Here is a 23,389-nt window from a genome sequence, read left to right as displayed (position 1 = left end):
GATCCGGGGGGAGATGGCATGCCGGCCTGCACAGTTGTCGTGATCGCCCACAACGACGCGGACCGCCTGCCGAGGGCCGTACGCTCGGTGCTCGCCCAGACCCTCGGCGACCTTGAGGTCGTCATCTCCGACGACGCCAGCACCGACGCCACCCCCCGGGTCGCCGAGCAACTCATGCGCGCCGACCCCCGGGTGCGCTACCTGCGCCGGGCCACCAACAGCGGCGGCTGCGGCGCGCCCAGGAACGACGGTCTCGACGCCGCCGAGTCGCCGTACGTCATGTTCCTCGACAGCGACGACGAGCTGCCCCGGCACGCCTGCAAGAGCCTGCTCACCGAGATCGAACACACCGGCGCCGACTTCGTCTCCGGGCAGATCTCCCGCCTGTACGAGTGGAACGGGCGCACCCAGCGCTACTACCCGGCGCTGTTCGCCCGGCGCAGGGTGGTGGCCGGCATCCGCGAGGAACCGGCGCTGTTCCTCGACTCCTTCACCACCAACAAGCTCTACAGCGTGCGCTTCCTGCGCGAGCACACGCTGCGCTTCCCCGAGGACATCCACTACGAGGACCACGTCTTCGCCAGCCAGCTCTACGCCGTCGCCGAGCGCTTCGCCGTCGTGCCGTGGGTCGTCTACCTCTGGCACCGCACCCGCGACCGCACGTCCATCTCGCTCAGCATCGGCGACATGGACAACGTCCGCCACCGGGTCGCCGCCGCCCGCCGGAGCGACGCGGTGCTGCGCGCCCACGGCGCGGACGACCTGGTGCCGGCCCGCCAGGACCGGTTCCTGCGCCAGGACCTGCGCGTCTACCTCAACCCGCTGCCCACCCGCGACAAGGTGTGGGCCAAGGAGTTCGCCGCGGTGGTCCGGCCGTACCTGGTGGAGATCCCCGCCGAGGTGCTGGACCGGGTGGAGCCGATGGCCAGGGTGTGCTGCCACCTCATCCTCGCCGACCGGATCGACGACCTGCTCGTCGCGGCCACCTCGCTCACCGGCCCGCAGGCGCCGCCACGGGCCGCGGTGCGGCAGGCCGGCCGGACCTACTGGGGCACCACGGTCTCCCCCGGCATGGACATCACCCGGCTGCGCCTGGCCGAGCTGCCCTTCAGCGCCAGCCGGCTGCGGCACGAGGTGGCCGAGATCACCGCCGACGGCCCGCGCGTCCGGATGACCGTGCGCACCTACGACCCGTTCGGCGCGCTGCCGCTGGAGTGGACCGCGTTCCTGCGGCTCGGCCGCGAGCGCGTCCCGATCCACCCGCAGGCGTCCGGCGAGGGCGGCTACGTCAGCGAGGTCGCCTTCGTCCCGCGCGCGGGGTGCAACCCGCGCATCGGCTTCACCGACGTCGCGACCGGCCACACCACGGCCGACCGGCTGCTGGTGAACCCGGCCATGGAGCCGATCGAGCTGCCCGGCGGCGTCAGGGTCTCGGCCGACGGCCCGGCCGCCCACCTCATCGTGCGGGCCCCCCACCCCCGGCGACCCCTCCTGCCGCGGATCAGGCGGGCGCTGCTGCGCCGGGCCGGAACCCCGGCGAACAAGCTGCGCGTCTACAAGACCCTGATCCGGGTCCTGCCGCCGCGCCGGAACCTGGCCCTGTTCGAGTCGGACGTCGGCAAGGGCTGCACCGGCAGCCCGCGGGCGATCTACGAGGAGCTGCGCCGCCGCGGGCTGCCCGTCGAGGTGGTCTGGTCGGTGACGCCCGGCCGCGGCGGGGCGCCCGAGGGCGCGCGGCTGGTGCGGCGCGGCGGCTGGCGCTACGTCTGGACCCTGGCCAGGGCCGGCTTCTGGGTGGACAGCCACGGCTTCCCGCTCGACTACCCCAAGCCCCGCCGGACCCGCTACCTGCAGACCTGGCACGGCCAGGGCATCAAGTCGATCGGCTTCGACGCGCCCGACCTGCGCGCCGACTTCGACCGGCCGCGCCGGCGCTGGCGCGCCGCCGTCGCCCGCTGGGACGCGCTGGTCTCGCCGAGCGCCGAGTTCACCCGGCACTTCGTGCGCGCCAACGGCTACACCGGGCCCGTCTACCGCTACGGCACACCGCGCTGCGACGCCCTGGTGCACGGCACGGCCACCACGGACGCGCGGGCCGCGCTGGAGATCCCGCCCGGCCGCAAGGTGCTGCTGTACGCGCCCACCTACCGCGACGGGGCCGAGCACAGCGGCAGGTCGGTACGGGCCGATCTGGAGCTGATGGCCGAGGAACTGGCCGGCGAGTGGGTGGTGATCCTGCGGACCCACCCGGTGGACCGCTACGCGGTGCCCCGGCACCTGCTGCACTTCGTCCGGCCCGCCGGAACGTATGCCGAGGTCAACGACCTCATGCTGGCCTCCGACGCGCTGCTCACCGACTACTCGTCGGTGATGTGCGACTACGCGCTGACCGGCAGGCCGATGCTCTTCCTCATCGACGACTGGGACGACTACCGGCTGCGCGGGCGTGGCGTCTACCACGACCTGCCGTCGATCGCCCCCGGCCCGTGCGTGACCACGACGGAGGAGCTCGTCGCCTGCCTGCGCGACCTGCCCGCCGTGCACGACTCCTACGCCGGACGGTACGCCGCCTTCCGCGAGATGTGGTGCGCCGAGGAGCGCGGCGACGCCGCGGCCCGGGTCGTCGAGGACTTCTTCGGAGATCTCATCAAGGCGCGGAGGGTGCCGTGACCATTGTCTTCGCGTGCCTGGAAGCCGACACGCTCGGCGGTGTCCAGCAGGTGACGCACACCCTCGCGCAGGGTCTCGCCGGGCGCGGCCACGACGTGCACGTGATCGGCCTGTACCAGGCCGCCTCCCCGTTCCACTACGTCGACAGCCCCCTGTACGAGCAGCACGTGATCAGCCGCACGGCCATGGACCGGCAGGGGCGCCTGGCGCGCTGTCACGCCGACCGGCGGCTGGCCCGGCTGCTCGGCTCCGTCCAGCCCGGCTTCGCCGTCATGACCTCGCCGTCGGTGGTCACCCGGCTGACGCGGCTGCTGCCCGGCACCCTGCGCACCATCGGTCAGTATCACGGCTCGTACGAGCACGCCCGCGACTGCTGGCACCTCGGGTCCATCCGCAAGTACTATCCGGCCCTCGACCAGGCGGTCTTCCTCAGCCGGGACGACGCGTGGATGTTCTCCGAGCACGCGCTGCTGCCCAACGCCTGGGCGGTGCCGAACCCGCTGGCCACCTGGCCCCGGGAGACGGCCACGCTGGAGACGCCCCGGGTGCTGGGGGTGGGCCGGCTGGAGGGGGTCAAACGGTTCGACCGGCTCATCACCGCGTTCGCCCGGTCGGGCGCGCCCCGGCCGTGGGAGCTGCACCTGATCGGCGAGGGCGCCGAGCTGGAGCGGCTGCGGGTGCACGCGGCCGAGGAGGGCGTGGCCGACCGGGTGGTCATCAAGGGGCGGGTGGCGGCGGCGCGGATGCCGGGCGAGTACCTGGCCGCCTCGATCGTGGCCGTGACGAGCGAGCACGAGGGGCTGCCGATCGTGCTGCTGGAGGCCGCAGCGCACGGGGTGCCCGCGGTGGCGTTCGACGTGTCGGGCGGGGTGCGGTCGGCCGGTCCGGTGCTCGTGCCGCCGGGTGACGTGGACGCGTTCGCGCGGGAGCTGGCCCGGCTCGTCGAGTCGCCGCAGGAGCGGCGGCTGCTGGGCGCCGCCGCCCGGGCGAGGGCCGAGACGTTCCGCCTGGACCGCGTCCTGGACGAGTGGGAGTCGCTGTTCACCCACATCTCCCGCTGAGCGTCCCGCCGGACGCGGGCGAGCAGCAGACGCCCGGAGCGCCCACCCCCGGACCGGGCGAGAAGCGGAGGCCCGGAGCGCCCACCCCCGTGCGGCGCTCCGGGCATCCGCCGTCACCCCGAGCGGTCGGCCAGCTCGGGCTCCTCGGTGCGCTGCTGCGGGACCCCGGCGAGCGCCCGCTGGGTCGTGGTGAGCAGCGCGGCCACCGGGCCGGGCTCGCGCAGCCGGTTGATCCGGTCGCGCATGTGCTTGCGCACCCGGCTCGCCCGGCGCTTCTGCGCCGTCTTCTGGAAGATCGCCAGGTGCGCCTTGGAGGCCGGCGGCGCGCCCGTCAGCTCGTAACCGTTGGCCACCAGCCGCTCGCCGAGCACCTGCTCGCACAGCGAGATCTCCCACGCGTCCAGCCGGTTGGCCCAGCTACCGACCCGGGTCCGGGTGACGTCGCCGTGGGTGTTGCTGTGCCAGACCTTGTGCGGCGGCACGGCCACCGCGGCGGCCTCGCGCGGTGAGACCATCGCCGGGTCGAAGTCCTCCTCCAGGAAGAGGCAGAGCTTCTTCAGCTCGGTCGACGGGTCGTCGGTGAGGTCCTCGTAGCGCAGCTCGTAGTAGCTGTCCTCGGGCATCGTCCTGCGCAGTTTGACCCCGGCGTCGATCGCCTCGGCCCAGGTGGAGACGGCGTGGAAGGAGTTGTGGGTGTACCAGGGCATCTCCTTCAGGGAGGAGACGCAGTCGCGGCCGTCCCTGATCAGGTGGATGAACTGGGCGTCGGGGAAGAGCCTGAGCAGGTACTCGACCTGCTTGACGTAGCTCGGCCGCTTGTCGCCCCAGCGGGCCTTGTCGAACCGCTCGGCGTACATGCGGAACGTCGTGCCGAGCACCGAGCCGAGCGAGCCGGGCCCCTCGACGGCCTGCCGGACGTAGTCGTCCGCGTCGATCTTGAGTTCCTTGAACTTGGTGGTGCGGTCCCCGGCCACCCACTCGGCCAGCGCGCGGCGGCGCTGGGCGAGCCGCATGTCGCCGAAGGTACGGCGGCGCATGTAGGCGGGAATGAGGTACCGCGTCTCCGGCGGCACCGCGATGCGCGGGTGCGAGTGCAGCATGAGCTGCAGCATGGTGGTGCCGGAGCGCGGGCAGCCGACGACGAACACTGGCCGATCGGACATCTGGTTCTAACCCCCGAAACTTAGACGAGAACGTGCTCTCGGCTCTCCTGCGGGGCGGACACGGTGTGCCTGCGCGTGAAGAGCCACATCCGGTAGACAAGGAAGATCTCGTTGCCGAGCAGCAGGACTCCGGCGACGGCCGAGACCGGCACCAGGGCCGCCACCCCGACGAGGGGCGCGACCACGAACACCGCCGCGTGGAACTCGATGCCGCTGATCAGGTGGGTCCGGATCCGGCGGCGGGCCAGATACCGGTTGAGCCGCCGGCCGAAGGACCGCCGCCTGCCCGCGCCGCGCGGCGCGGGCACCAGCCCCGCCACGGCGGCGCGCTCCGCGGCCTGGGCCCGCGCCTCCTTGATCGTCTCGCGGACCCGCTTCATCTGCGGGGCGTTGACGTACCTGAACAGGTCGAGCACGGCCACCCCGGCGCCGAGCACGATCCAGCGCACTTCCCCCGTGAGCGCGTACTGGCCGTAGGCCAGGCCCGCGGCACAGCAGACCACCCTCACCCGGTCGCCGACGTAGTCGAGCCAGAGCCCGAAGGGCGTCCCCGTGCCCTTCAGTCTGGCGATCTTGCCGTCCACGCAGTCGATCGTGAAGCTCAGGTAGAACATGGCCGCCCCCGCGGCCAGCTCGTCCAGGGCGAAGCATCCGGCGGCGAACAGGCCCAGCACCAGCGAGGTGACGGTGAGCGCGTTCGGGGTGATCCGGGTGCGGTTGGCCACCGCCAGAGCCGCCCGGCACGCGACCGGGTCCACGAAGTAGACGGTCCACCAGGAGTCTCTGCGCTTGCGAGCCGCGTAGACGTCAGCGAGCGAATAGGTGCTCATGGATTCAGCATGGCTACGCGGCGTCATGTCCGTATTACTCTCTGGAACTAATGGGCGATGTCCATGCCGGTTCTTGACCATCCCGGAACGGACAGCCGCCACGGCCGGTGGGCGTCCCCGTCACGGAAGTGGGTGGTGAGCTGCACGCCGCGGGCGTCGACCAGGGCGTGCAGCCGCCAGTTCGGCCCGCCGCCCCGGAGCTGCGCCGGGTCGATCTCGGCGACGTGCCTGCCGCCCTTGGTCCGGCGGGACGGCACGGGCACCTCGCGGTTGCCGTCGCTGAGGAAGAGCCGCACCTTGCGCGGCCGCCGCTCGACCCGATGGATGGCCACCTCGCCGAGCACGGTGAACCGGCTGCCCGTCCACCGGCACTCCTCGACCCTGGCCAGCAGCTTCAGCTCGTCGCCGGCGTCGTACACCTCGTCCGGGATGCGGAGCGAGCGGTCGCGGAAGTAGGGGTAGTCGCCGTACCAGCCGGCCTTGCGCAGCCCGCGCGGCACGATGCGCGGCGAGTCGGCCGTGGCGCGCCGGAACTCCCGCACCTCCCTGAACTGCCTGATCAGGCCGCGTTCCACCAGGTGCAGCTCCAGCCGGCGCAGGGACGGCGCGGTGCCGAGCACGGCGGGGCTGAGCACGGCCAGCCACTGGCGGGCCAGGTCGTGCAGCGGCGGCACGTCCTCCTCCCTCGCCTGCTCCAGCGCCTGGAACAGGAAGACGATGTCCCTCTCCAGCACCAGCCCGTCGAAGGCCAGGATCAGCTCCGGAGCCTCCTCCCGCAGGAACGCCCGGACCGCGCAGATGGCCTCCAGCCGGTCGCTCAGGTTGGTCAGCTCGGCGCGCCGCTGGGTGATCGAGACCTCGCCCGACTCGCGTTTGCGCCAGTGGTAGACGACGTCGGGCAGCAGGTCCACGCTGTCGGCCAGCACGTGCGCCCGCATGCTGAGCGGCACGTCCTCGTAGATCCCGGCGGGAAAGCGCAGCCGGTGCTCCTGCCAGAAGTCCCGGCGGTAGACCTTGTTCCACACGGTCCGGTCGCGGACCAGCACCCGCCGGTCCATGATGTGGGTGCGCCGCACCGCCCGCTTGAAGATCTTCTCGTGCAGCGACGAGGCGGCCAGGCCGCCGTCCCTGATCCGCCGCACGCCGCCGCACGCCAGGTCGGAGCCGGTCCGTTCGAGCGAGCAGACCAGCGTCTCGTACGCCTCGGGCGGCACGACGTCGTCGCTGTCGGCGAAGGCGAGATAGGCGCCGCGGGCCCACCGGATGCCCTCGTTGCGCGCCGGCCCGGGCCCGCGGTTGGGCTGGCGGACCACCACGAACCTCGGGTCGCGGCCGGCGAAGGCGTCGGCGATCCGCGTGCTGCCGTCCGTCGATCCGTCGTCGACCAGGATGACCTCGATGTCGGCGAGCGTCTGCGCCGCCAGGGACTCCAAGCACTCGGTGATGTACGGCTCGACGTTGTAGAACGGGACGACGACGCTGACCAGGGGCGTCATAGAGCCGGCTCCTTGTGTGCGGGGGATGGTTAGACGGCAGCATGCCCCGGCCGTCGCCGTCCGGCGGGTCGCGCTGCCCCTCCCTGATCAGCTCTTTACCTGACACATAATCCGCTACGGTGTGACCCCGTACGAACACGGAGTGTAGGGAGAGCTGTGCTGAGGCCGGCCCGCGACGACGACCTGCCCGCGCTGCTGCGCTGGCGCAACCACCCGCGCGTGCGCGCGGCCAGCTTCACCACCCACGTGATCGGCGCGACCGAGCACGCCCGCTGGTGGGCGGCGGTCCGCCACGACCCCGCCCGGCGCGTGCTGGTCTACGAGCACGACGGGCGCGACGCGGGCGTGGTCACCTTCTCCGGGCTCGCTCCCGCCGCCACGACCGGCGAGTGGGGCTTCTACCTCGACCTTTCCGGGCTGGAACGGACGGGCGCGGTGCTCGCGGCGTGGGCCGGGCTGGAGCGCGCCGCGATCGGCCACGCCTTCGGCCCGCTCGGCCTGACCACGCTGCGGGGCCAGGTGCTCGCGGGCAACGAGCCGGTGCGGCGGCTGCACCGCCGTTTCGGCTTCACCGAGGTCGGCGTCCACCGGCGCGAGGTGGACGGCACGCCCGTGGACGTCGTCACCGTCGAGCTGACCAGGAAGGACCACACATGATCACGATCGCGGGCCGTGCCGTCGGGGCCGGCCATCCGCCGTTCGTCGTCGCCGAGATGTCGGGCAACCACGACGGCAGCCTCCAACGGGCCCTGGCGATCGTGGACGCGGCGGCCGACGCCGGCGCGCACGCGGTCAAGCTGCAGACCTACCGGCCCGACACGATCACGGTCAACGCCGACGGGCCGGCGTTCCGGCTCGGCGACGGGCACCCGCTGTGGGGCGGCGCGCGCCTCTACGACCTCTACGAGCGGGCCCACACTCCGTGGGAGTGGCACGAGCCGATCTTCGCCAGGGCCCGGCAGCGGGGGCTGGCGGCGTTCTCGTCACCGTTCGACCCGACCGCCGTCGAACTGCTGGAGAAGCTGGACGTCCCGGCGTACAAGATCGCGTCGTCGGAGATCGTGGACCTGCCGCTGATCCGGCTCGCCGCGGCCACCGGCAAGCCGCTGATCCTGTCCACCGGCATGGCGTCGGCGGGCGAGATCGACGCCGCCATGCGCACCGCCCGCGAGGCCGGCTGCGCCCAGCTCGCGGTGCTGGCCTGCACGGCGAGCTATCCCGCCGACCCGGCCGAGAGCAATCTGCGCTCGCTGCCGCTGCTGGCCGGGCTGACCGGGGCCGTGGTCGGCGTCTCCGACCACACTCCGGGGCTCGGCGCCGCGCTGGCGGCCGTGGCCCTCGGCGCCTGCCTGATCGAGAAGCACGTCACGCTGGATCGGCGGGGCGGCGGCGTGGACGCGGCCTTCTCGCTGGAGCCGGGCGAGCTGGCCGCGCTGGTGACCGAGAGCGGGCGCGCGTGGGAGGCGCTCGGGCGGCCGGAGCTGGGGCCGCGGCCGTCGGAGCGGGAGGGGCTGCGCTTCCGCCGGTCGCTGTACGTGGTGCGGGACGTGCGTGCGGGCGAGCCGGTGACCGACAGCAACGTCCGCTCCGTCCGGCCCGCCGGCGGGCTGCCTCCGGCGGCGCTCGCCGAGGTGACGGGCCGGCGCTTCACCCGCGACGTGCCGCTCGGCACCCCGCTGACCTGGGACCTCGTCTAGCTAGCCGAGGAGGGCGAGCAGGGCGTCGGCGACACGCTCGCGGCCCCTGCCGTCGACCAGGCCTCGGCCGCGCCGGCCGTACTCCTCGCGCGCCTCGGGGTCGGCCAGCAGGCCGGCGAGCACCTTGGTGGCCGCCGCGTCGGGCGCCGGCCCCGCGCCGGCGGCGATGCCCCGGCCCACCAGTGCCTCGTACCCGATGAGCTGGTTGGCCGCCACCCACGTCAGGGCGGCCGGCACGCCGAGGTAGAGCAGCTCCCACACGGCCGAACCGGCCGCGGTGACCACGAGGTCGGCCTCGGCCATCAGCGCGGGCAGCCGGTCGGTGGGCGGGATGACGGTGAACGGCCCGTGGGCCGCGAACGGCGTGGGACTGACCACGGTCGCCTGGAACGGCAGGCCGGTGTCGGCCAGCGCCCGCGCCCAGGCGGGGGCCACGCCGGCGCTGTCGGTGCCGCCGAAGAAGCACAGCACCCGGGGCGCGTCCCGCCGCGTGCCGCCCCTGCGGCGCAGCCGGCGGACGCTGTCGCGCAGCAGCACGTAGTGCGACCCGGCCAGCCTCCGGACGGGCTGCGGGACGGGGCGCAGCTCGGCGCCGAGGTTCTGGTCGAGGTAGAGGTCGGCGTCCTGGCCCAGCGGATCGCCGTCGACGATGGCCAGCACCGCCGCCGACGCGCGTACCGCCGCGCCCGTGCCCGGCGGCAGCTCGTACGAGTCGAGCACGACCGCGTCGAGGCCGAGGTCGCGCACGAGCGCGGCCAGCCGGGCGGGCCGGTCGGGGGCCGGGAGGAGCGGCAGCCTGCGCTCCAGGAGCTGCGCCCGCGCCCACGACCCGGCCACGTCGCCCAGGAAGCACACCTCGACCCCGCGGCCGCGCAGTTCCTCGGCCAGCGCGACGCAGCGGACCAGGTGGCCCGCCCCGCGCGTGCCGCCCGCGTCGCAGCGAACGCCGACCCTCCTGCTCAAGCCTCCTGCAGCTCCTTCTGCTGCACGTGCGCGTTGAGCAGGCACACCTCGGGCCGGGCGCGCAGCCAGCTCACCAGCGTCGCGTACGGCACGCACCGGTCGCCGAACTCGCCGGCGACGCGGGAGATGAGCCGCCAGTCGTCGGGCGTGTCGAGGGTGACCCGCAGGTCGTCGGCGGCCGGCGGGTAGGCCAGGCCGAGCAGCCGCGACCTGCCCGGACAGGTGTAGACGTAGGAGGTGACGTGGGCGCGGTGGTGGTCCGTCGCCTCGCGGTCGGCCCGCAGCAGCGCCGGCAGGCTCACGATCTCGACGTCGAGGCCGCGCGGCAGCGTGCGCGCCAGGCCCGTGCTCAGGTAGTCGAGGCCGGGCACGGCGCGGAAGACCAGCGCGGCCTCGCGGATCACCACCGGGTCGAGCAGCGGGCAGTCGGCCGTGAACCGCATGACCGCGTCGCCCGGGTGCTCCCGCACCGCGGCCACGTACCTGCCGAGCACGTCGTCCACCGCCCCCCGGTGCCAGGCCACGCCCAGCCTGCGGCACTCGGCGACCACCGCGTCGTCGGCCGCCTCGGTCGTGGTGGCCACGACCAGGTCGTCCAGCGTCTCCGCCTGCCGGGCGGCGCGCACCACCCAGCCGAGCACCGACCTGCCGCGCAGCTCACGCAGCACCTTGCCCGGCAGGCGGGTGGACCCCATCCGTGCCTGAATAATTCCGACAATACGCACCGAAGCCCCATTCCCCCGTGTGACCGTGCGTCGCTGACAGGTCGCGCTATGCTACCGGCCAGCTCGGACGACTACAGCGCGTCAACGCGATTCCAGGGGGCCCCGTGAGCATTCTCAGCGGATCGTCAATACTGATCACCGGAGGCACGGGGTCGTTCGGCAAGGCGTTCATCCGCCACGCGCTCGACGCGCTCGACGTGCGCCGTCTGGTCGTCTTCTCCCGCGACGAGCTCAAGCAGTACGAGGTCCGCCAGCAGTTCGACGACGACAAGCGGCTGCGCTGGTTCCTCGGCGACGTGCGCGACCGCGACCGGCTGGCCAGGGCCATGCACGGCGTCGAGCACGTCGTGCACGCAGCCGCGCTCAAGCAGGTCGACACGGCCGAGTACAACCCTTTCGAGTACGTCCGCACCAACGTCGCCGGCTCACAGAACGTCGTCGAGGCCGCCATCGACGCCGGAGTGCACAAGGTCGTCGCGCTGTCCACCGACAAGGCGTCCAGCCCGATCAACCTGTACGGCGCCACGAAACTGGTCGCCGACAAGCTCTTCGTCTCGGCCAACCACTACGCCGCCAGCCACGTCACCCGCTTCGCCGTCGTCCGCTACGGCAACGTGGTCGGCAGCCGGGGCTCGGTGGTGCCGTTCTTCCAGCGGCTCGCCCGCGAGGGCGGCACCCTGCCGATCACCGACAAGCGGATGACCCGCTTCTGGATCACGCTCGACCAGGCCGTGCGCTTCGTCGTCGACTCCTTCGACCTCATGCGCGGCGGCGAGCTGTACGTGCCGCGCATCCCCAGCATGCGCATCACCGACCTGGCCGAGGCGCTGGCCCCCCGCAACCCGGTCTACGAGGTGGGCATCCGGCCGGGCGAGAAGCTGCACGAAGAGATGATCGCGCCCGACGACGGCCGCCGCACGCTGCTCCTGGCCGACCGCTACGTCGTGCTGCCGACGATCGCGACCTGGGGCTACGTGCCGCCGCAGGGCGGCCAGGTGCTGCCGGAGGGCTTCGCCTACCGCTCCGACACCAACGACCGCTGGCTGTCGGCGGAGCAACTGCGCGAGATGGTGGCGGTCGGCGTCTGATGCTGCCCTACGGAAAGCAGTCGATCACCGACGGCGACGTCGACGCGGTCGTCGAGGTGCTGCGCGGCGACTGGCTGACGACCGGGCCGGCGGTGGGCCGCTTCGAGGCGGAGCTGGCGCGCTGGACCGGAGGCGTTCCCTGCCTGGCCGTCACCTCCGGCACCGCCGCCCTGCACGTCGCCTACGTGGCCGCCGAGGTGGGGCCCGGCGACGAGGTGGTCACCTCGCCGCTGACCTTCGTGGCGACGGCGGCGACGGCCGCGCTGCGCGGCGCGCGGGTCGTCTTCGCCGACATCCGGCCCGACACCGGCACGCTCTGCCCGGACGCCGCCTCGGCCGCCGTCTCCGGACGCACCCGGGCCGTCACCGCCGTCGACTACGCCGGCCACCCGGCCGACTACGACGAACTGCGCGAGGTCGCCACGCGGGCAGGGGCGGTGCTCGTCGCCGACGCCGCGCACTCCATCGGCTCCACCTACAAGGGTCTGCCGGTGGGGCGGCTCGCCGACCTGACGACGTTCTCGTTCTTCCCCACCAAGACGGTCACCACGGCCGAGGGCGGCGCGGTGGCCGCCGCCGACCCCGAACGGTTCCGGCGAGCCGCCCGGTTCCGCAACCACGGCCTGGTCCGCGACCCGGCCGGACAGCGCGACCCCGGACACGGCGGCTGGCACCAGGAGGTGCACGAGTTCGGGCTCAACTACCGGCTGCCGGACGTGCTGTGCGCCCTCGGCGCCAGCCAGTTGCGCCGCCTCACCGCCTTCAAGGCCCGGCGGGCCGAGCTGGTCGCCCGCTACGACACGCTGCTCGCCGGAGTGCCCGGCCTGACGCTGCCCGCGCGGCGGCCGTACGTGGAACCGAGCTGGCACCTCTACCCCGTGCGGGTGCGCGACGGGCGGCGGCGCGAGGTGTACGACCGGATGCGGGCGGCCGGGATCGGGGTGCAGGTGAACTACATCCCGGCCTACTGGCATCCGGTGTTCGAGGACCTGGGCTACCGGCGGGGCCTCTGCCCGCAGGCGGAGGCCTACTACGCCGAGCAACTGTCGCTGCCGCTCTTCCCCGACCTGTCGTTCGACCAGCAGGACCGGGTCGTCGAATGCCTGGCGGCCGTCCTGGGCCCCTGATCCGCCCGCCGGCGTCCGGCCGTCGCGTCCGCACGTCCGGCCATCGCCGACCGGACGCCGTTCGGACCGCTCGGACGTCACCGCTCGGACGTCACCGCTCGGACGTCACCGCTCGGACGTCACCGCTCGGACGTCACCGCTCGGACGTCACCGCTCGGCGAGCATGAGGGTGCCGTCGTCGCTCCGGTCCACCTGGAAGCGCCGCCCGGCGACGGTGGCCGCCGGGCGGGCCGGGGTGCGGACGAGGGGACGCAGCGGGCGGCCCTGGTCGATGACGACCTCCCAGCGCGACTCGCGGCCGACAGGCGCGTCCACCTCGCCCAGCGGAACCCTCGCCCGGAAGCGGTGACCGGTCAGCGACAGGGGGAAGTACATCTCCTCCCCGTCGGTACGGCGGACGAGCCGCAGCACCGGGTCGCCGTCGCCCAGGTCCGCCAGCTCCCCCGCGACCAGCAGGGCGTCGCCGTCGAGCCGGCACTCGCTGACGAACGCCTCCGCACGGCGCAGCCGCAGCCCCCACACTCCCCTGCCGCCGCGCACCGGCACCACCCACACCCCCGCCCGCCGCACCGGACCCGGCACCGGGACGCCGAGTCCGGCGTCGTGACCGGCGTCGTGACCGGGTGTCGTGGCGACGGCCTGCTCGGGGTCGCACCGCCCCGGCCCGGGCGTGCGGCGCGGCGCCGGGACGAACGGCGGATCGGCTTCCCCCCGGCCTCCGTCGGCTTCCCCCCGGCCTCCGTCGGCGGCCCGCGGGGCATCTCCCCGCCACCGCCGGGGCGTGGCCGCCGCTCCTCGGCGGGAGCCGACGGCCGGGCGGTCGGGGGCGGCGTCGCGGGAGGGGACGAGGAGGGCGGCCGGGTCGGTCACGCGGCGCGGGGCCGGGACGAACGGCGGTTCGGCGGCAGCCAGCCGGACCGGCGCCGGGACCGAGGGCGGCAGCCAGCGCGGCCCCGCCACCTTGGCCGCCAGCCGCAGCCCGGCACCCCTCAGCTCGGCCCACAGGTCCCAGCGTCCCTGCCGGGCCAGCCGCGCCGGACCCAGCGCCGCCGGGTCCCACGCGAACCCGAAGGCGAAGCCGTGTTCGGGCACCGCGCCCCCGTCCTCCTGGGACACGCTCCGCCACGCGGGCGAGACGATCTCGTCCCCCAGGGCGAGCCGGTCGCCGGTCCCGCGCTCCTCCAGCCAGACGCGTACGCGCATCCGCCGCAGCCCCTCGACGGCGAACCGGCCGACCGTCGCCCAGCCCTCGCCGCACAGCAGGCCGTCGCGCCAGCCGATGTCGAGCAGCCGGGCGGCGAGGGCCAGCTCGCCCGTCACCTCCGCCAGCGGGGGCGGCACGGCCGGATGCCGGGCGTACCAGCGTCTGCGCAGGAGGCCGTCGGAGGCGAGGTGCGGCCACAAGCGGCCGTCGCGGTCCCTGTCGAACACGGCCGCCAGCTCCTCCAGGCGGCGCAGGTGCAGCAGGCGCACCATGAGCCGGCGCGTGAACGGCAGGCTCAGCAGCTCGCCGGGCGCGACCCCGTCGAGGTAGGAGCCGGCGAGGTCCAGCAGCTCCGCGTCGGCGGCGCCGCCCATGCGGGCCACCGCCTCCACGGCGACGGCGAGGTCGATGTCGAGCGTGTCTCGGTCGAAGTACGGCTTGAGCTCCGGCGCCCGCTCGGCGAGCAGTGACGACGTCTCCAGCACCGAGAGCAGGCGGTCGCGCAGGTTGCCCGGCTCCAGGCGCCGCTCGGTGATGGAGGAACGCTCCTCGCGCAGCCGCCAGTGGTAGACGACCCCCTTGAGCACGTCGACCGAGGACGCGCCCACGTGGGCGCGCATGGCGACCGGCTGGTCCTCGTACATCCGCTCGGGGAACGTGAGCCCGAGCGACTCCCAGAACGAGCGCCGGTAGACCTTGTTCCACAGCATGCGGTCGCGGACCAGCAGCGGGTGGCGGGTGATGTGGGTGCGCCGCAGCGGCCGGGCGAACGCCTCCCGGTGCGCCCACGACGGGACGAGCAGGTTGCGGTGCAGCCGCATGACGTTGCCGCACGCCAGGTCGGACCCGGTGGTCTCCAGCGACGACACCAGCCGGTGGAACGCCCGCGGCGGCACCGTGTCGTCACCGTCGACGAACGCGAGGTAGCGGCCGCCGGCGTGGCGCAGGCCCGTGTTGCGGGCGTTGCCGACGCCCTGGTTGTCCTGCCGGATCAGGCGCACCCGCCGGTCGGCCGCCATCCGGGCCTCGACCAGGTCCGCCGCGCCGTCGCGGCTGCCGTCGTCGACGCAGATCACCTCCAGGTCGCGCAGGCTCTGCGCGGCCAGCGAGTCCAGGCAGGGGCCGAGGTACTTCTCGACGTCGTGGAACGGGACGATCACCGACAGGATCGGCACGGGTGCTCCTCTCGATCAGCCGGACAGCAGGCGCAACATCTTGCGGGCGGCCTTGCGGGGGCGGGCGAGGCGGCGTGAGAGACGGCGCGAGAGGCGGTGGCCGAGGGTCCTGCGCAGGGCGGCGGCCTTGCGCCGGGTCCTGCGCAGCCTGGCCCTGGCCCGCACCAGCTCCCGCTCGCGGTAGGTGAGCTTGGTCTCCAGCCGGGTGACCCTGGCCAGGGCGGCCGTCAGCCGGTCGGCCAGGCGGTCGCGGTCGGCCAGCAGGTCGCGGTAGGCCGGCGCGGCCCCCGGCGGCAGGGCCGGTTGCCCCAGCTCGGCGTCGAGCTTGCGCGCCCGGTCGAGCTCGTCGTCGTCGCACGGCCGGCCGGCCATGCCGCACAGGGTCAGCGCGAGCTGGTCGGCGGCCTGCGGCCACGGCCAGGGGTGGTGGTGGCCGCTCGCCAGCAGGCGGACGGCGAACCGCCACAGGATGCGGCAGAGCACCACCCGCGTGGCGACCGGGCCGGTGGGCGCGGGCTGCGGGGTGACGGCGGCGAACCGCTCGCCGTCCCAGACCAGGTTGTCGGCGGGCGCGTCGCCGCCGTCCTCGACCCAGTCGGCGAGCCTGGCGAGCAGGTGGCGGATCGACCGCACGTCCTCGCGGGCGCACGCCTCGACCAGCACCTCCTCCAGGACGCGCCCGCGCGGGATCGGCCGCGGGCTGCCGTCGGGCAGTCGCCTGGTGGTGGTGGCCGTGACCTCGTGCACGACCCGGCCCACCTCGACCAGCCCCGCCGGCAGGCAGGCCGGCTCATCCGGCGCCTGGTCGGGGTGCCGGCCGGCGGGCCGGGCGGCCACCGTCACCCACAGGGGGGCGAGGTGCTCACCGAGGCCGTGCCGGAAGGCCAGCCGGGTCAGGCGGAGCGGGTCGGCCACCAGCATGGTGTCACCCTCGCGGGCGGCCAGCGGGACCGTGAGCGCCTCCGGCAGCTCCTGGGCCAGCAGCTCGCCGGAGAGCAGCGCGCGCGGCGCGGCCCGGCCCGGGTAGGCGGCGTAACGGCCGCCGGTGACCAGGCCCGCCGCGGCCAGGGCCGTGTCGAGCGCGTCCGGCCCGCCGGGGTGGGTGGGGTCGAAGCCGTGCGGCTCCCAGTGGTCGTCCGCGCCCTGCCGGTCGGGCGGCCTGGCCTCGACGAACCGGTCGACGCCCAGGTCGTTGGGCACCGCCAGGACGAGCCGGCCGCCGGGCGCGACCAGCCCGGCCAGCGCCTCGAACGACTCCTGCCACGACGGCGCGGGCTCCTCCGCGGAGTAGGTGCGCCCCAGGCCGTCGAGCGCCAGCACCAGGTCGTACGGCTCCTCCGTCAGCGCCCGCAGCCGCCCGCAGTGGACGGTCAGCGAGGGGTGCAGCTCGCCCAGGGCGCACGCGTCCGGGTAGGAGCGGACGAGGACGGCGGCGTGGCCCGCCCGGTCCGTGACGGCGGCCACCAGCCCGGCCGCGTGCGGGCCGGCCAGCAGGACCCGGCCGCCCGCTGGGACGAGCCGCCCGGCCAGTTCCAGGCCGACGCCCCGCCAGTCGGTGACCGCGTCCGCGTCGGACCAGAGCAGCATCTCGCCGCCGATCAGGCGGACGTCGCCCGGCGTCTCGTTCACGCGCATCGCACCCGCTTCCAGCCGAACATGCGCAGCAGCTCCTCCGGTGTCGCCTGATGGTCGAATCCCAGCTCGCGCCGCGCGGCCTCGGCGGCCAGGTCGGGGTCCACGCGCACCCCGTGCAGCTCGGGCCACAGCCGCATCCGGCGTGCCGTGCCGCCGTACTCGGGCCGCTCCCCCTCGAACTGCATCGGGTCCCCGTAGACGGCGACGTCGCAGCCGACGGACGCGCCGTAGAACAGCGCGCTGCCGAGCCGGTTGGAGGCGACCCTGCGGTGCCGGCGCAGCTCGACGAGCTGCCCGCGCAGGAAGTCGCGGCCCTTGCCGTCCCAGCGGGACCCCCGCCCGCCGTGGCAGACGACCCGGAAACCGGCCGACTCGTACGCGCGCCTGATCTTCGGGTCGCCGAACTCCAGCCAATAGAGGCATACCGTCACCGGGCCGGACTCCACTTCGCGTATTTCGGCGGCGAGCCGGGAGTGGTCGCCGCTGACCGCGTTCTTCTCCCAGCCGTGGAACGGGTACCAGATGGTGCCCCGGCGTTCGGCATCGGGGATCGCGCCCAGGTCGGGCTCCAGGTGGAGCAGATATATCCAGGGGGCGCCGATGAGGTAGTGGCCCCTGCGCCCCATGGACCAACCCCGACGTCTGAGCACGTCGCTCCAGATGAAACGGGGATATCCAGGGCAGCACCAGTGGTCGTCGGGAGGAAATCCATGCAAATAGTTCCAACCGTGCTGGACAAACCCCTGAATACGCCGGGGGGTGTCGTCGGACAGCCCGCAGTAGGTGCCGAGAATGCGGGAGTGACCGTACCAGTGATTTGATTCGTCCATCATTTCCCCTGTAGCGGTGGGCGCGCCCCGTCCGACATTCCCAGCCGCGCCCGCGCGACATCCGGCGTTATACGGTTCCATTACCCGCGACGGGGCCTCGGTTTGAGCCGCGCACGATCGGAGCTACACTACGTCTCGGTTCGACCACAGAGAGTGAGAGGCCATGACCCACCTCGACCGGCTGCGCGACGTCTTCCGTGTCTCCTTGGGCCTTGCGGCCGGAGCCGACGTCGACGACCTCGAATACCGGGCGATCCCGCAGTGGGACTCGCTGGCCCACATGGCGCTGGTCGCCGCGATCGAGGACGAGTTCGACATCATGATCGACACCGACGAGATGATCGACATGAGCTCGTTCACCCAGGCGGTCCGGCTGGTGGAGAAGCACGGTGCCGGCGCTTCCTCCTGAGGCGCGTCCCGGTCCGGCCGCCGGGCGGCCCGTGACGCTCGTCACGGGCTCGACCTCGGGCATCGGGCGGGCCGTCGCCGTCGCGCTGGCCGCCGCCGGACATGACGTGGTCGTGCACGGCCGTGACGGGGAGCGGGCGGCCGAGGCCGCCGCGGAGGTGGCCGCCGCGACCGGGGGCCGTGCCTTCCCCGCGCACGGCGACGTGGCCGACCCCGAGGCGGTGACGGCCGTCATGCGCGGGATCCACCGCAGCCACGGCCGCCTCGACGCCCTGGTGGTCAACGCGGGCGTGCACGAGGCGGGCCTGCTCGGCATGACGCCGGCCGCGGCGGTGTCCCGGCTGTTCGAGGTCAACGCGATGGGCGCGGCCCACACGCTGCAGGCGGCGGTGCGGCTGCTGCGGCGCGGCTCCCGCCCGGCCGTGGTGCTGGTCTCGTCGATCATGGGCCTGCGCGGCGTGCCGGGCCAGGCGGTCTACGCCGCCTCCAAGGCCGCGCTGCTCGGGCTGACCGTGGCCGCCGCGAAGGAGCTGGGCCCGGCAGGTGTCCGCGTCAACGCCGTGGCCCCCGGCTACGTCGACACCGGCATGCTCGCCACGCTCGGCGACGACGCGCGGGCGGCGACCGTCGCGGCGACCCCGCTCGGCCGGCTCGGCAGACCCGCCGACGTGGCCGCCGCCGTGGCCTTCCTGCTCTCCGAGCCCGCCTCCTTCATCACCGGCCAGGTCCTCGGCGTCGACGGCGGGCTGGTGCTGTGAGAGCCGACCCGACGGATGGACCTGTGATGGACGCATTCCCGCACCCGGACGCGCGGCTCGTCGTCGCGGGCGAGCCGGTCGCGCTCGCGGGCGCCGACCTGGCCGCCCGGATCGACCGGGCCGCGCGGGTCCTGACCCGCCTGCCGCCCGGCCCGGTCTTCTGCGGCATGCGCAACGACCTCACCTCGGTGGTGCGTTACCTCGCCGCTCTGCGGGCCGGCACGCCGGTGGCGCTGCTCGACGCCGACCTGTCCCCCGGCGCGCTGACCATGCTGATCAGGAGGTTCCGGCCGACGGCGGTGTTCGGCTTCGCGCACGCCGTCGAAGGCTCACCGCGCGGCCGCCGCGAGGCGCCCGACCCCCACCCCGACCTGGCCGTCCTGCTGGCCACCTCGGGCTCGACCGGCAGCCCCCGGCTCGTCCGCCTGTCCCGGCGGGCCGTGTTGGCCAACGCCCACGCCATCGTCACCGCCCTGGCCATCGGTCCCGGCGACGTCGCGCCGACCAGCCTCCCGCTGCACTACAGCTACGGGCTGTCGGTGCTCAACAGTCACCTCGCCGCGGGAGCCGGCGTGGTGCTGACCGACGCGGGGCTGCTGGAGCGGTCGTTCTGGACCCATCTCGACGCCCATGGCTGCACCTCGCTCGCCGGCGTCCCCTACCAGTACGAGATGCTGCGCAGGCTGCGCTTCGACCCGGCCGAGCACCCCACGCTCACCACGATGACCCAGGCGGGCGGGCGGTTGCGGGCCGAGCTGGTCGGCGAGTTCGCCGCCAAGGCGCAGCGGTTCTTCGTCATGTACGGCCAGACCGAGGCGACCGCGCGGATCTCCGTCCTGGCCCCCGAGCACCTGGCAGACAAGCCGGGCTCGTGCGGGCGGGCCGTGCCGGGCGGGCGCCTGACCGTCGAGGGCGGCGAGGTCGTCTACCACGGCCCCAACGTCATGATGGGCTACGCCGAGACGGCCGCCGACCTGGCCCGCGGCGACGACCTCGGCGGCGTGCTGCGCACCGGCGACCTCGGCCGTCTCGACGACGAGGGCTTCCTCCACCTCACCGGCCGGGTCAAGCGCATCGCCAAGATCTTCGGGGTGCGGGTCAGCCTCGACGACGTCGAGGGGCTGCTGCGCGACTGCGGACCGGTGGCGGCGACGAGCGGCGACGACCGGGTCACCGTGTGGGCCGAGGGCCTCGACCGCGACGGGTGCGCGCGGCTGGCCCGGCGGCTGGGCACCGAGCTGAGGCTGCACTGGAGCGGCTTCGACGTACGGGCGGTGGACCGGCTGCCGCTGCTCACCACCGGCAAGATCGACTACCGCACCCTGGAGTCCCGCACATGAGCCCGCACACCGGTCCGGGCGCGGGGACGAGCGCGGCAACGGACGCGGGGAGGGACGCGAGGATGGGCGGGGTGGCTTGCCGGGGGGCGGCGGGAGGGGCGGGGTGAGCGTTTTCCGGCTGTCCGAAGGCGAGCGGGAGGCGGCGCTGCTGCCCCGGCTGGCCGAGCTGACCGAGCGGCACCGGCGTTCCTGCCCGCCCTACCGCAGAATCCTGGCGGCGATCGGGGCGACGGGGCCGTACGAGCGGGTGACGGACCTGCCGTGGCTGCCGGTGCGGCTGTTCAAGACCCACGAGTTGCGCAGCGTCCCCGAGGAACGGGTGTTCAGGGTGCTCACGTCCAGCGGCACCACCGGGCAGGCGCCCAGCCGCGTCTATCTCGACCGCGAGGCGGCGGCGGCGCAGCCGCGCATGCTGGCGGCGACGCTGCGGGCGGTGCTGGGCGAGCGGCGGCTGCCGATGCTCGTCGTGGACAGCCGGACGGTGACCCGCGACCCGACGCTGAGCGCCCGCGGCGCCGGGGTGCTCGGGATGATGACCTTCGGACGCGACCACACCTTCGTGCTCGACGAGCGGGGCCGGCTCGACCGGCGGGCGGTCGAGGGCTTCCTGGCCCGCCACGGCCACGAGCCGTTCCTGGTCTTCGGGTTCACCTTCATGGCCTGGCTGCACCTGCTGGAGCTGCGGGCCGACCTCTCCCACGGGGTGCTGATCCACTCCGGGGGCTGGAAGAAGCTGGCCGACAGGGCCGTGGACAACGCCGCGTTCCGCACCCGGCTGGGCGAGGAGTGCGGGCTGACCCGGATCCACGACTTCTACGGCATGGTGGAGCAGATCGGCACGGTCTTCCTCGAAGGGCCCGAGGGTGACGGGCTCTACTGTCCCGACTTCGCCAACGTGGTGATCCGCGATCCGGAGACGTGGCTGGAGGCGCCGACGGGCGTGCCGGGGGTGATCGAGGTGGTGAGCACGCTGCCCACGTCCTATCCGGGGCACGTGCTGCTCACGGAGGACCTCGGGGTGGTGCACGGGGTGGACGACGGGGTGTGGCCGGGCAAGCGGTTCTCGGTGCTGGGGCGGCTGCCGCGGGCCGAGACGCGCGGGTGCAGCGACACCTCCGGTCAGGCGGCCGCGTGACGGCCGCCTCCCCGCGCGACGAGCGCGGCGCCGCGATCCCGCCTCTGCCCGGCGGGCGTTCCACCGGGCAGCGGCCTGGTGGGCGTTGCGCCGCCGGCGACGAGGTGGCGGTGCGGTTTCCCGAAGGGGCCCCGGTGGACGTCGAGGGGCTGCTCGGCGGGCTGGCCGGGGCGGGCTGTCTCGGCGTCGGCGACGAGCGGGTGCGCGAGTTCCTCGCCGCGTTCGGGCGGCGGCTGCTGCGCCCCGAGCTCGCCCGCCGCCATCCCGAGCTGGCCTCGCTCGGCTTCTTCCTGCGGCCCCGCGAGCTGGCGCGGACGGCCGGCGAGCTGCGCGGCGGCGAGCACGTACGGGTGCCGCGCGGCCTGGTGTTCCACATCCCGCCCGCGAACGTCGACACCGTCTTCGTCTACTCGTGGGCCCTGTCGGCCCTGACGGGCAACCGCAACGTGGTGCGGCTCTCGCCCCGGGCGGGCGCGGTGGCCGCGCTGCTCGTGCGGACCCTGCTGGAGACGCTCGACGGGTGCGACCGGGCGGTGGCGGAGGCCGTGGCCGCGACGCAGCGGATCGTCTCCTACGGCCGCTCCGACGCTGTCACCGCCGCGCTGTCGGCGGCCTGCGACCTGAGGGTGGTCTGGGGCGGCGACCGCACCGTGGCCGGGGTGCGGCGGCATCCGCTCGCGCCCCACGCGCGCGACCTGACCTTCCCCGACAGGTCGTCGTTCGCGCTGGTCTCGGCCTCGGCGTGGCTGGGCGCGCCGTCCGGCACGCGGGAGGCTGCGGCCGACGGGTTCGCCGCCGACGCCTACTGGTTCGGCCAGGCCGCCTGCTCGTCGCCGCGTACCGTCTTCTGGGTGGGCGCGCCCGCCGACTGCGACGCGGCCCGCGACGACTTCACCGACCGGCTGGCGCGGGCGGTGGCGCGGCGCGGCTGGACGGTGGACGCCGCGATGGCGGTCGAGAAGCGGGTCGCCACGTACGGGCTGGCCGCCGACGGCGCGGCGCGGTCCGTGGGCTTCCGCGGCAACGCGGTGGCCGGCGTGGTCCTCACCGCGCCGGAGCTGGCGCCGCGGCGCTGGCTGGGCACGGGCACGTTCGCGCACGCCCGGATCGCCTCGCCGGCCGAGCTGGCGGGCCTGGTGCGGCGCGCGGACCAGACGATGACCCACTTCGGTTTCTCGCGCGCCGAGCTGGCCGAGCTGGCGGCGACGCTGGCGGGCCGGGGCGTCGACCGGATGGTGCCGATCGGGGAGGCGCTCAGCTTCCACCGGGTGTGGGACGGCGTCGATCTGCCCGCCGAGTTCACCCGTCTGGTCACGATCCGCTGACGTCCGCGGCCACGGCTTGTCCTGGCGACGCGAGGGGGGTCCGTTCGGCTTAAAGTGGCACCTGTGGTGATTCAGGGGTTACTTGCGGTTTCGCTGGTGTTGACGGGTGCGCCGGTGTCCGGAGCGGCGGCGAAGGTCGACTGCGCGAAGGTGAAGTGCATCGCGCTGACCTTCGACGACGGCCCGGGCAAGCATACGCCGGCCCTGCTGGACGTGCTGCGGAAGGAGAAGGTCAAGGCCACCTTCTTCCTCATGGGCAAGCACGTCGAGGAGTTCCCGGACATCGCCAGGAGGACCGCCGCCGAAGGTCACGCCGTGGGCAACCACACCTACGGCCACCCGTCCCTGACGTCGTCGAACGACCGGGAGGTCCTCGACGAGATCCGCCTCGCCCAGACGATCATCGAGGAGACCGTGGACAGGCGGGTGACGATGTTCCGCCCGCCGTACGGGCACACCGACGAGCGGGTGCTGCGCCTGGCCGGCGAGCAGGGGCTCGCCCAGGTCATGTGGACCGGCACGACACTCGACTGGAAGGTGCGGGACGCCAGGCGGATCAAGGCGACCGTCCTCCGGCTGGCCAGGCGTGACGGGGTGATCCTCATGCACGACGTGGTCCCGCAGACCGTCAAGGCCATGCCGGCGATCGTCAAGGAGCTGAAGAAGCGCGGGTATCACCTGGTCACGGTGCCCACGCTGGTCGGCGGCAGGAAGCTCGCAGCCGGAGTGAGTTACCCCTAAACCGGGGTAGGGGTCCCG

The 23,389-nt window shown here is 74.1% G+C and carries 20 protein-coding genes; 12 read left to right on the top strand and 8 right to left on the bottom strand.

From position 1 onward, the window contains the following. The first annotated feature begins 18 nt into the window (after positions 1–18). Entirely contained in the window at positions 19–2,670 is a 2,652-nt protein-coding gene (locus ACGF0J_RS00800; protein WP_393140908.1) for a CDP-glycerol glycerophosphotransferase family protein, read from the top strand. Continuing rightward, on the top strand, positions 2,667–3,731 hold the full coding sequence (locus ACGF0J_RS00795; protein ID WP_393140906.1) for a glycosyltransferase: 1,065 nt from the start codon (positions 2,667–2,669) through the stop codon (positions 3,729–3,731). The genes ACGF0J_RS00800 and ACGF0J_RS00795 overlap by 4 nt, the downstream gene beginning before the upstream one ends. A gap of 113 nt (positions 3,732–3,844) precedes the next feature. Here ACGF0J_RS00795 and ACGF0J_RS00790 read toward each other — a convergent pair whose 3' ends face one another. From ACGF0J_RS00790 to ACGF0J_RS00780, 3 genes are read right to left on the bottom strand one after another with little or no spacing between them, the layout of a single operon-like run. Then, positions 3,845–4,894: a sulfotransferase family protein gene (locus tag ACGF0J_RS00790; protein ID WP_393140904.1), complete on the bottom strand. Its 1,050-nt coding sequence runs from the start codon at positions 4,892–4,894 to the stop codon at positions 3,845–3,847. Between the two features lie 20 nt (positions 4,895–4,914). Next, positions 4,915–5,724, bottom strand: a complete 810-nt coding sequence (locus tag ACGF0J_RS00785; protein WP_393140902.1) for a CDP-alcohol phosphatidyltransferase family protein — start codon at positions 5,722–5,724, stop codon at positions 4,915–4,917. Positions 5,725–5,771: 47 nt separating this feature from the next. Then, a complete protein-coding gene (locus ACGF0J_RS00780; protein WP_393140900.1) occupies positions 5,772–7,220 on the bottom strand; it encodes a glycosyltransferase family 2 protein in 1,449 nt (482 codons plus the stop codon). A 156-nt stretch (positions 7,221–7,376) separates the two neighbouring features. On the opposite strand from ACGF0J_RS00780, the gene ACGF0J_RS00775 reads away from it, so the two are divergent. Further along, positions 7,377–7,877, top strand: a complete 501-nt coding sequence (locus ACGF0J_RS00775) for a GNAT family N-acetyltransferase (protein ID WP_393140898.1) — start codon at positions 7,377–7,379, stop codon at positions 7,875–7,877. Then, entirely contained in the window at positions 7,874–8,917 is a 1,044-nt protein-coding gene (gene pseI / locus ACGF0J_RS00770) for a pseudaminic acid synthase (protein WP_393140896.1), read from the top strand. The genes ACGF0J_RS00775 and pseI overlap by 4 nt, the downstream gene beginning before the upstream one ends. Here the strand turns inward: pseI and ACGF0J_RS00765 are convergent, their stop codons facing one another. Both ACGF0J_RS00765 and ACGF0J_RS00760 read right to left on the bottom strand, forming a co-directional pair. After that, positions 8,918–9,880: a PseG/SpsG family protein gene (locus ACGF0J_RS00765; RefSeq protein WP_393140894.1), complete on the bottom strand. Its 963-nt coding sequence runs from the start codon at positions 9,878–9,880 to the stop codon at positions 8,918–8,920. After that, positions 9,877–10,605, bottom strand: coding sequence for a cytidylyltransferase domain-containing protein (locus tag ACGF0J_RS00760; RefSeq protein ID WP_393140892.1), 729 nt, complete (start codon positions 10,603–10,605; stop codon positions 9,877–9,879). Before ACGF0J_RS00760 ends, ACGF0J_RS00765 begins: the two co-directional genes overlap by 4 nt. 104 nt (positions 10,606–10,709) lie before the next feature. Between ACGF0J_RS00760 and pseB the strand changes: the two genes are divergently transcribed. Both pseB and ACGF0J_RS00750 read left to right on the top strand, forming a co-directional pair. Next, complete coding sequence (pseB, locus tag ACGF0J_RS00755) at positions 10,710–11,693, top strand: UDP-N-acetylglucosamine 4,6-dehydratase (inverting) (protein WP_393140890.1); 984 nt, start codon at positions 10,710–10,712, stop codon at positions 11,691–11,693. Next, entirely contained in the window at positions 11,693–12,820 is a 1,128-nt protein-coding gene (locus ACGF0J_RS00750) for a DegT/DnrJ/EryC1/StrS family aminotransferase (RefSeq protein ID WP_393140888.1), read from the top strand. Before pseB ends, ACGF0J_RS00750 begins: the two co-directional genes overlap by 1 nt. A 147-nt stretch (positions 12,821–12,967) precedes the next feature. Here the strand turns inward: ACGF0J_RS00750 and ACGF0J_RS00745 are convergent, their stop codons facing one another. The 3 genes from ACGF0J_RS00745 to ACGF0J_RS00735 are packed head-to-tail and all read right to left on the bottom strand — an operon-like array spanning position 12,968 to position 17,460. Beyond that, entirely contained in the window at positions 12,968–15,199 is a 2,232-nt protein-coding gene (locus ACGF0J_RS00745) for a glycosyltransferase (RefSeq protein ID WP_393140886.1), read from the bottom strand. A 15-nt stretch (positions 15,200–15,214) separates the two neighbouring features. Beyond that, positions 15,215–16,828: a class I SAM-dependent methyltransferase gene (locus tag ACGF0J_RS00740; RefSeq protein ID WP_393140884.1), complete on the bottom strand. Its 1,614-nt coding sequence runs from the start codon at positions 16,826–16,828 to the stop codon at positions 15,215–15,217. After that, entirely contained in the window at positions 16,825–17,460 is a 636-nt protein-coding gene (locus ACGF0J_RS00735; protein ID WP_393140882.1) for a hypothetical protein, read from the bottom strand. Before ACGF0J_RS00735 ends, ACGF0J_RS00740 begins: the two co-directional genes overlap by 4 nt. A 367-nt stretch (positions 17,461–17,827) precedes the next feature. On the opposite strand from ACGF0J_RS00735, the gene ACGF0J_RS00730 reads away from it, so the two are divergent. The 6 genes from ACGF0J_RS00730 (at position 17,828) to ACGF0J_RS00705 (ending at position 23,371) form a co-directional block, all read left to right on the top strand. Continuing rightward, a complete protein-coding gene (locus ACGF0J_RS00730) occupies positions 17,828–18,073 on the top strand; it encodes an acyl carrier protein (protein ID WP_393140880.1) in 246 nt (81 codons plus the stop codon). Between the two features lie 31 nt (positions 18,074–18,104). Beyond that, entirely contained in the window at positions 18,105–18,830 is a 726-nt protein-coding gene (locus tag ACGF0J_RS00725) for an SDR family NAD(P)-dependent oxidoreductase (protein WP_393140878.1), read from the top strand. Positions 18,831–18,856: 26 nt separating this feature from the next. Continuing rightward, complete coding sequence (locus tag ACGF0J_RS00720) at positions 18,857–20,170, top strand: AMP-binding protein (RefSeq protein WP_393140876.1); 1,314 nt, start codon at positions 18,857–18,859, stop codon at positions 20,168–20,170. 103 nt (positions 20,171–20,273) lie between these two features. Beyond that, on the top strand, positions 20,274–21,305 hold the full coding sequence (locus ACGF0J_RS00715) for an acyl-protein synthetase (protein WP_393140874.1): 1,032 nt from the start codon (positions 20,274–20,276) through the stop codon (positions 21,303–21,305). Further along, a complete protein-coding gene (locus ACGF0J_RS00710) occupies positions 21,302–22,630 on the top strand; it encodes an acyl-CoA reductase (protein WP_393140872.1) in 1,329 nt (442 codons plus the stop codon). Before ACGF0J_RS00715 ends, ACGF0J_RS00710 begins: the two co-directional genes overlap by 4 nt. Positions 22,631–22,744: 114 nt before the next feature. Further along, positions 22,745–23,371, top strand: a complete 627-nt coding sequence (locus ACGF0J_RS00705; RefSeq protein ID WP_393140870.1) for a polysaccharide deacetylase family protein — start codon at positions 22,745–22,747, stop codon at positions 23,369–23,371. The last annotated feature ends 18 nt before the right edge of the window (positions 23,372–23,389 follow it).

This window comes from Nonomuraea sp. NPDC047897, assembly GCF_043204415.1.
In the GTDB taxonomy this organism is placed as follows: domain Bacteria; phylum Actinomycetota; class Actinomycetes; order Streptosporangiales; family Streptosporangiaceae; genus Nonomuraea.
The sequence above is the reverse complement of the archived record's forward strand: the minus strand, read 5'-3'. Positions and strand labels throughout refer to the sequence as shown.